7 protein-coding genes are annotated in these 6,857 nt (G+C 47.9%); 4 read left to right on the forward strand and 3 right to left on the reverse strand.

Annotated features, from left to right (window positions below):
- Positions 1-3,834: beta-ketoacyl synthase N-terminal-like domain-containing protein (locus V3S16_RS04290; protein WP_413883441.1), on the reverse strand; the 3,834-nt coding region annotated here is incomplete at its 3' end.
- Between the two features lie 453 nt (positions 3,835-4,287).
- Between V3S16_RS04290 and V3S16_RS04295 the strand changes: the two genes are divergently transcribed.
- Together V3S16_RS04295 and V3S16_RS04300 are read left to right on the forward strand one after the other, a co-directional pair.
- A complete protein-coding gene (locus V3S16_RS04295; protein ID WP_413883442.1) occupies positions 4,288-4,557 on the forward strand; it encodes a toxin in 270 nt (89 codons plus the stop codon).
- Positions 4,557-4,853 carry an antitoxin gene (locus V3S16_RS04300; RefSeq protein WP_413883443.1) on the forward strand — a complete coding sequence of 99 codons (297 nt, stop codon included), beginning with the start codon at positions 4,557-4,559 and terminating at the stop codon, positions 4,851-4,853. The genes V3S16_RS04295 and V3S16_RS04300 overlap by 1 nt, the downstream gene beginning before the upstream one ends.
- A gap of 400 nt (positions 4,854-5,253) precedes the next feature.
- Here the strand turns inward: V3S16_RS04300 and V3S16_RS04305 are convergent, their stop codons facing one another.
- Both V3S16_RS04305 and V3S16_RS04310 read right to left on the reverse strand, forming a co-directional pair.
- The gene (locus tag V3S16_RS04305) at positions 5,254-5,655 is read right to left on the reverse strand and encodes a helix-turn-helix domain-containing protein (RefSeq protein WP_413883444.1); all 402 of its coding nucleotides are present in this window, start codon (positions 5,653-5,655) and stop codon (positions 5,254-5,256) included.
- Between the two features lie 3 nt (positions 5,656-5,658).
- Positions 5,659-5,772 (reverse strand): type II toxin-antitoxin system HigB family toxin, encoded by a 114-nt coding sequence (locus V3S16_RS04310; RefSeq protein WP_413883447.1) that lies wholly within the window; start codon positions 5,770-5,772, stop codon positions 5,659-5,661.
- A 573-nt stretch (positions 5,773-6,345) separates the two neighbouring features.
- Between V3S16_RS04310 and V3S16_RS04315 the strand changes: the two genes are divergently transcribed.
- Complete coding sequence (locus tag V3S16_RS04315; RefSeq protein ID WP_413883445.1) at positions 6,346-6,579, forward strand: type II toxin-antitoxin system Phd/YefM family antitoxin; 234 nt, start codon at positions 6,346-6,348, stop codon at positions 6,577-6,579.
- Positions 6,576-6,857: type II toxin-antitoxin system VapC family toxin (locus V3S16_RS04320; protein ID WP_413883446.1), on the forward strand; the 282-nt coding region annotated here is incomplete at its 3' end. The genes V3S16_RS04315 and V3S16_RS04320, both read left to right, overlap by 4 nt.

The following is a 6,857-nucleotide window of genomic DNA, read 5'->3' on the forward strand; positions in this document are numbered from 1 at the left end:
TTCAAGTTCTTTGATAACAGCTTCAATCTGATCTTTACGACCGCCGATAACACACTGATCAGGGGTGTTGACGATCAGCAGCCGGGCAAAGGGTAATTTGTCGATTACCTTTTGTACCGCAGCAGAGGGCCGGTTCACGGCCGCCGCACACCAGTTTACTTCTTCATGCGGCGGTATATTCCAGGCTTTACGAGCGGCCCGGCAGGGTCCGGCCAGCTGCTTTGAAAAAAGATCGGTTGCACGCATGCGTTTTAACATCTCGCCGCGGTCGGGCCAGGCCCCCATGGCAAAGAGCCCGGCGGATTCACCCAGGCTGTAGCCGATAACCGCCGAGGGTTTCAGACCGAAGCCGCCCACCAGGTCGGCGACCACACACCCGTGCACGACCTGGCCGAAAATCATGTGCAGAGGGTCGGAAGCAATCTTTTCATGGGCTGCATTTTCCCATCCCGGCATCCATGCCGTCCCCCACGGGACATAACATTCGGGAATAAGTTGAGTCTTTAGCTGTCCGGTTTGCGCGTCCATTTTACGCAGAATTTCCGGCCAGCGGACACCCAGGCCGCGTCCCATTCCAACGTAATGGTTGCCGGAGCCGGGAAAGACAAATGCTATTTCACCTTGGGGCCCCAGGGGAGCGGGGGTGTAAGATACTCCGCCCGGCCCGTTCATGCTGCAGGGCGTTGCGGATGCAACTGCTTGGCGCGCGTCAATAATATATTTTTCCAGTTGTGCAAAATCGCCGGCTATTAGGGAGAGCGCATTTTTTTTGGTTGAATCAAATTTGTTTTTTTGATACCAGGAATAAGCGGCAAGTTCGATTTTTGCTGCCTTCCCCGGGCCGGATTTTTCAAAAGATGGATGCGGGCCGGGTGCATTCATTATGTTTTTAATATGTACCTCAAGGGCCTCAAGGTTCTCTAACAGGTCGCTTTTATGTTCGCCTTCCAGCACAAAAAGTCCCACATGTTTGAATCCCAGGGGATTTGTTCTTTCTGCGGCGACCTTCTTTGGTATAAGCTCAACGGATTCATATTCAAAACCCTCGAGGATAACATGCATACAGTTGCCGTCAGGGGTCATGGCGCTGGTACAGGCCCTGCGAGGCCCGTCTTTTCTGTTTCGCATCCAGTACTGCGGGAAAGCAGGTATATGCAAGGCGCTGCCAACCCGAATTTGGTGCGCGGGTTTGACAAAATTTTTCAGAGGAGGAATTATCTCCTGGTACAGGCAAAGGCTGGTTTTAATCAAAGAGGCCAGCCCGGAGGCAGCCCCCGCGTGTCCCAGGTTAGGTTTTAAGGATCCGACGGCACACGGTTCCCGGTTTTGTGCAAAAAAAGTGTTAAGGGCTTCTGCTTCCATGCGGTCTTCGGCGGGATTGCCGCTGCCGTGGGTCTCAATAAAGCTGACCGATGATGGAGCCAGGCCGGCATCCTGAAAGGACCTTTGCAGCGCAAGAAGATAAGCGTCTTTGGAAGGAGAGTTGCGGCCAATGCCGCCTCCGCTTGCATTTCCGACCCCTTTAATAACAGCATATATTCTGTCGCCGTCTTTAACGGCCTGGTCAAGCCTTTTGAGAACAACTGCCGCAGCACCTTCACCCGGCAGGGTCCCGTCGGCGGACTGATCAAACGGGCGCGCTTCCTCTCTTTTGGTAAATGGCCTTATGCTGTTGGCAGAGATGACGTTGCGCACATCACCGCAAAGATCTATGGCGCCTGCCAGAACCGCGTCAATTTCATTTTGCTGCAAAGACCTGACCCCGATTTCAAGAGCTTTCAGGCCGGAAGCCGCATCACAGGAGACGCTAAAACTGGGACCTCCAAAACGAAATTCCCTGGCAATCCTGCTGGCGACAATCCCTCCCAGGGCACCAACCGTTCGGGTGGCTGTCAGGGGCGGACCGCAGGAGTCTCTCAGTGACTCAAGCCAGACGGCTGCTGCTTGATCATCAAGATCAAAGCCTTTTGTTTTGCTCCATTTCTGAACAGAATTATACAGGTTCCAGCGCAGGTGGAAATCAGTGGCTTCAAAATCAAATTCCATGCCAATGATAACACCCATGCGCGGGCGCTCCTGTCTTTGTGGAAGCCCGGCATCCTCCATGGCAGCGGCAGCGACTTTAAGTATCAGAAGCTGTTGCAGGAGGATATCCGGGATCTGGGCCGGGGGTATGCCAAAGGCGGCGGTGTCAAGTAAAAGATCATCTATATATCCACCGTTTAAAAGCGGCAGGCCCAGATGCTTTTCTGCAATATTATCGGAACCTTTCCAGCGGTTTATGGGACGCTTTGCGATAATCGAGTCACCTCTGAAAATAGCCTCCTTAAATTCTTGTAAATTAGTTAAAGAACCAAAATGAGTTGCCATGCCGACCAGGGCAACAGGGACAATGTCGGAAGAGGGCCGGTCGATGGGAGCTTGACGCTCTGCGGCCGCTGAACGATGATCTTTGATCGTCAATCGACAGTTTTCGATTTCCGGGTTCCACTCTTCAAAAAGCAGGTGGCCGTTTATTCCTCCGAATCCAAATCCGCTCACCGCCGCACGCAGCGGGAGATCGTTTTCGCGGGGTATCCATTTTTCCGCTTTGGTCTGTACCCGAAAAGGGCTGTTATGCAGCGGGCTTTTTGGCGGTGCTTGCTTAAAGTGAAGTGACGGCGGCAGTGTGCGGTGTTTTAAGGCCAAAAGGGTCTTGATCATTCCGGCGGCACCGGCCCCTGTCAAAAGATGGCCGATCATGGATTTGACGGATCCGATGGCACATTGCTCCGCAGCCCAGCCGGATGGGCCCCATAGGTTTTTCAAGCTTTGCAGTTCCACCGCATCTCCCACCGGTGTGCCGGTACCATGGCATTCAATCAGGTCGATATCATGGGGCGACCAGCCGGCGGCGGTATAAGCACTGTGCATGGCCCGCACCTGGCCTTCACTGTCCGGGGCCAGCAAGTTGCCGCGCATGTCATTGGAAAGGCCGATTCCTTGGATTAAAGCGCAAATATTGTCTTGGTGGCGTAAGGCATCGTCGAGCCGTTTTAAAACCAGCACGCCGGCCCCTTCTCCCACAACCAGGCCGTCCGCGCCGGCATCAAAGGGAGCGCATCGGCCTGAAGGAGATAGAGCCTGCAACTGGCTGAAACCGACCTGAGTATAAAGACATTCCGGTCTGGAAACCCCTCCGGCTATCATGGCGTCGGCCCGGCCGCTCCAGAGTTCGTCACAGGCCAGTTTAACGGCGTACAAAGATGAGGCACAAGCGGCATCAAGGGTATAGCTTCCGCCGCCAAGACCTAAACCTTCGGCCAGGACAGCGCCGGGAAGGCTGGTGACTTTGCCGGCCAGATACTGCTCCCTGGAAAGGTGCTCAATATTTTCTGCGCCAATATGGCCGAATAGTTTTTCTTCAAAAGAAGCACCCAAAATTTTTCTGGTTATAAAAGATGAAGCATCGGTGGGCAGGGCAATGGCGGCCAGAACAACCCCGGTGTTTTTTTTGTTTAGCGCGGTGGTTTCGCAGCTTAACAAAGCTTTGCGGCCGGTATGCAAAACAATGTGATAAAGCGGATCCAGCGCTTGCAAAAGCTGCTTGTCAATCTCAAATCCGTCAGGGTCAAATTCAAAATCATGGATCAGGCAGGCACGTTTTGAAAAGGTTTTGTCCGGCCCGGGCTCGGAATCGTAGATCGTGTCCGGCTCGACGATCCAGCGGTGGGGGGGAACCTCGCCGGTCGCATCGATTTTGTTAACAATATTGTGCCAGAAAGTGTCGAGGTCAGGAGCTCCGGGGAAAATGCCGGCCATCCCGACCACAGCAATCGGTACTTTTTTGTTCATAGATCTTTCAATCTCCCTCAAGTCCGACAGGACGCTCCTCAAACAAAGTGCTCGTCAAGCGTAGCGCTCCGTTTCAGTTGCTTCCATTTTCCTATAACAGTTCGATAAAAAAAACAATAGCGGTAAACTTTCCGTAAAAAATTATTCACCGCAGAGTCGCAGAGATCGCAGAGCTTTGATCTGGATTGCTGGCCCCGGTTAAACAATTCAAGGTTTAACGGGGCAAGGACGGCAATCCAAATCAAACTAAGATCCAGCTTCGCTGGAAGTTTGCCTTTAAGGGTTGAGCATTTGTTCTGATTTTGGATGCTTGCTCCGTTAAATTTTGAGGCTTTGAAATAGTCCTTCGGTTCGCGCTTCCCGGCCCCTCAATACTGTCGTTCTGTTTCCATCCAAATCTTCCAAACCGCATTTAGTGTTGACAAAAGGCAGACATAAACATATATTTACAGCATGAAATATTTCAATTGGAGCTCTGAAAAAAATGAAATTTTGAAGCATGAGCGTGGGATTTCTTTCGAGGAAATTGCATATCTGATTCAATCAGTAAAGATACTTGGAATTGAGGAGAATCCGGGACGATCTAGTCAAAAAATGTATATTCTGGAAATAGAGAACTATGCTGTTATTGTACCTTTTGTAGAAAAAGATGACGAAATTTTTTTAAAAACTGCCTTTCCAAGCCGGAAATATACAAAACGTTACGGTTTACAGGGGGAATAATGAAAAAATTAAGTAAAAAGGCTTTTAAACCCATTGATCAAGAAGAAAAAGACTTGATGGAATCAATCGAACGTGATGAATGGCAGCCTGTTAAAAATATCAATCAAGAAAAAGAGAAGGCAATAGCAGCCGCCCGAAATACCTTAAAAAAAAACAAGCGTATAAATCTTCGTCTTACTCAAAAGGATTATCATCAAATTCAGATAAGGGCTATTGAAGAAGGTATTCCATATCAAACACTTATTTCCAGTGTTATACATAAGTATTTAAATGGTTCCTTAGCCCCAAAGTCATAGTTCGGTAACGGGGTCAAACCTGCCTGTTGGAGCAAAGCGTAGATCCCGTTACCGGGGCCCCGCCTGCCCAATTAAATGCCCCATCCTATTTAATCGGGGTAGGTCCCCGTGAAATTGCCGGGACAGGCCCCGTGGGGTACCGGGACAGGCCCCCCGGCGTGAGGTACCGGGACAGGCCCCGTGAAATTACCGGGACAGGCCCCGTGAAATTACCGGGACAGGCCCCGTGAAATTACCGGGACAGGCCGGCAGATGGTACCGGGGTCCAATATAAAAATTTCAATTAAGCCAACCCACGAATTCTTATGACGATCCGATATTCCTATGTTTTAAAAATATCTCCTTGCCAAAGTTGTTCCAGAAATACCCGCCAAGGTACTATCTCGATTAGGTCTTCCGTTTATACAAACACTGCCGGGGAGACATTAAAGCGTTTACCCAAAGCTTTGATTTGACGGATATTGAGCTGGCGTTTTCCAGATATGATTTCAGATACTACCCCCTGGCTTCCAATTTCAAGCAGATCTGATTGTCTAATGCCATGTTCCTCCATCAAGGTCTTGAGCGCATCCACCGGATTGCCCTCTATTTCAGGAAGTTTGTGGGCTTCATATGTTTCAATTAGACTCCCAAGCGTCTCGATCAATGAAGCTAAGGGATGGGATTCATCATTGCCAATTTCGTCAATGAGACTATCAAGGAGATTGACCAATTTTTTGTAGTCTTTCTCATTATGCGGCACAGAAAATATATTCTGTATATCCGGCCAAACTTTAGCAATTTCTTTTAGCTGCGCATTCATTCCTTATTTCCTCCAAGTTCCTCGATCATATTCTTTGTGGGTAAGAATATGCCGAATATAAACCCGATTTGTATTGTAATGTATAGCAGCAATTAAACGGGCTTTATTTCCACCTATTTAGACAGGATCTACAGGATTTTCAAGATTTTTTTTCTTTCCTGCCTGTCCAACTGAAAGCAATAGATCCAGTCAATCCTGTCAAAAACCTAAAACCCGCATCCAGCAACAAGCATCCCTTGGCCGGCGAAGCACTGCGAAGACGGCAGCAACCGAGTACGTATTTTAACTAAGCAATTTTCTACGTGGTACTAAGCATTGATTTTTTTGATTTTTTCATTTATGGTCAGGCAATAAAATCGTGTTACGATTTTATTCCAAAAGCGGCAAAATGATTTTACGGCAAAGAGCAAAAAAAATAGAGAATAGTTAAAGTGTATGACCCGGACTATCACATTTTTTTGTGCAAAGTTCCCTGTTATGTGCATTTTAAGTGTATATGCTCGCAGTGAATTTTAAAAATTCAATAATATTCAATCGACTGGAAAATTTTCCAAATTTGCCTATTCGCCTGGATAAAGTTCCGGCCTCTCACTTCCATGTTCTGCCCTTTAAAATGTGTGCCCATTACATTTCCTATTGACTTGACCACTTTAATTGACTATTATGTTTTTGTCAAAAGGAGGTGATTATATGCAAACCATGGGAATAAGCCAATTTAAGGCACATGCGCTGAAAATTATTGATCAAGTTGCGAAAACACAAGAAATTATTATTATCACAAAACGTGGTAAGCCACTGGCGCAAATAATTCCATATCGAGATTCTATTTCGAATCATAAACCAGGCAAGCTTGCGGATGCCCTTGTTTTCGAAAATGATATTGTTTCACCCCTGGGTGAGGAAATGTGGGATGCATGCAAATGAAATATATGCTCGATACACATACCTGGATTTGGTGGCACATGAATCCCCAAAAGCTATCACAAAAGGTCAAAAGAATAGTTGGAAATACGGATAGATATGATGAGATGCTTTTGTCTGCGATTTCTCTATGGGAATTCAGTAAACTCCTTGAAAAAAAGAAAATTGGTATTTCTTGCGACCCTGAGAATTGGATAAATAGTGCTCTTGATATGCCAAAGTTCAGGTTAATCCCCCTCTCTCCTGTTTTAGCATACCGTTCAACAGTGCTTCCTCAGCCT

Origin of the sequence: Candidatus Desulfatibia sp. (assembly GCF_036446775.1) — a bacterium.
In the GTDB taxonomy this organism is placed as follows: Bacteria; Desulfobacterota; Desulfobacteria; order Desulfobacterales; family UBA11574; genus Desulfatibia_A.

Bases quoted from the DNA above. Each gene is read 5' to 3' on its own strand.
- V3S16_RS04300 (WP_413883443.1), top strand. From the start codon at position 4,557: ATGAAAAAATTAAGTAAAAAGGCTTTTAAACCCATTGATCAAGAAGAA.
- V3S16_RS04315 (WP_413883445.1), top strand. From the start codon at position 6,346: ATGCAAACCATGGGAATAAGCCAATTTAAGGCACATGCGCTGAAAATT.
- V3S16_RS04305 (WP_413883444.1), bottom strand. From the start codon at position 5,655: ATGAATGCGCAGCTAAAAGAAATTGCTAAAGTTTGGCCGGATATACAG.
- V3S16_RS04295 (WP_413883442.1), top strand. From the start codon at position 4,288: ATGAAATATTTCAATTGGAGCTCTGAAAAAAATGAAATTTTGAAGCAT.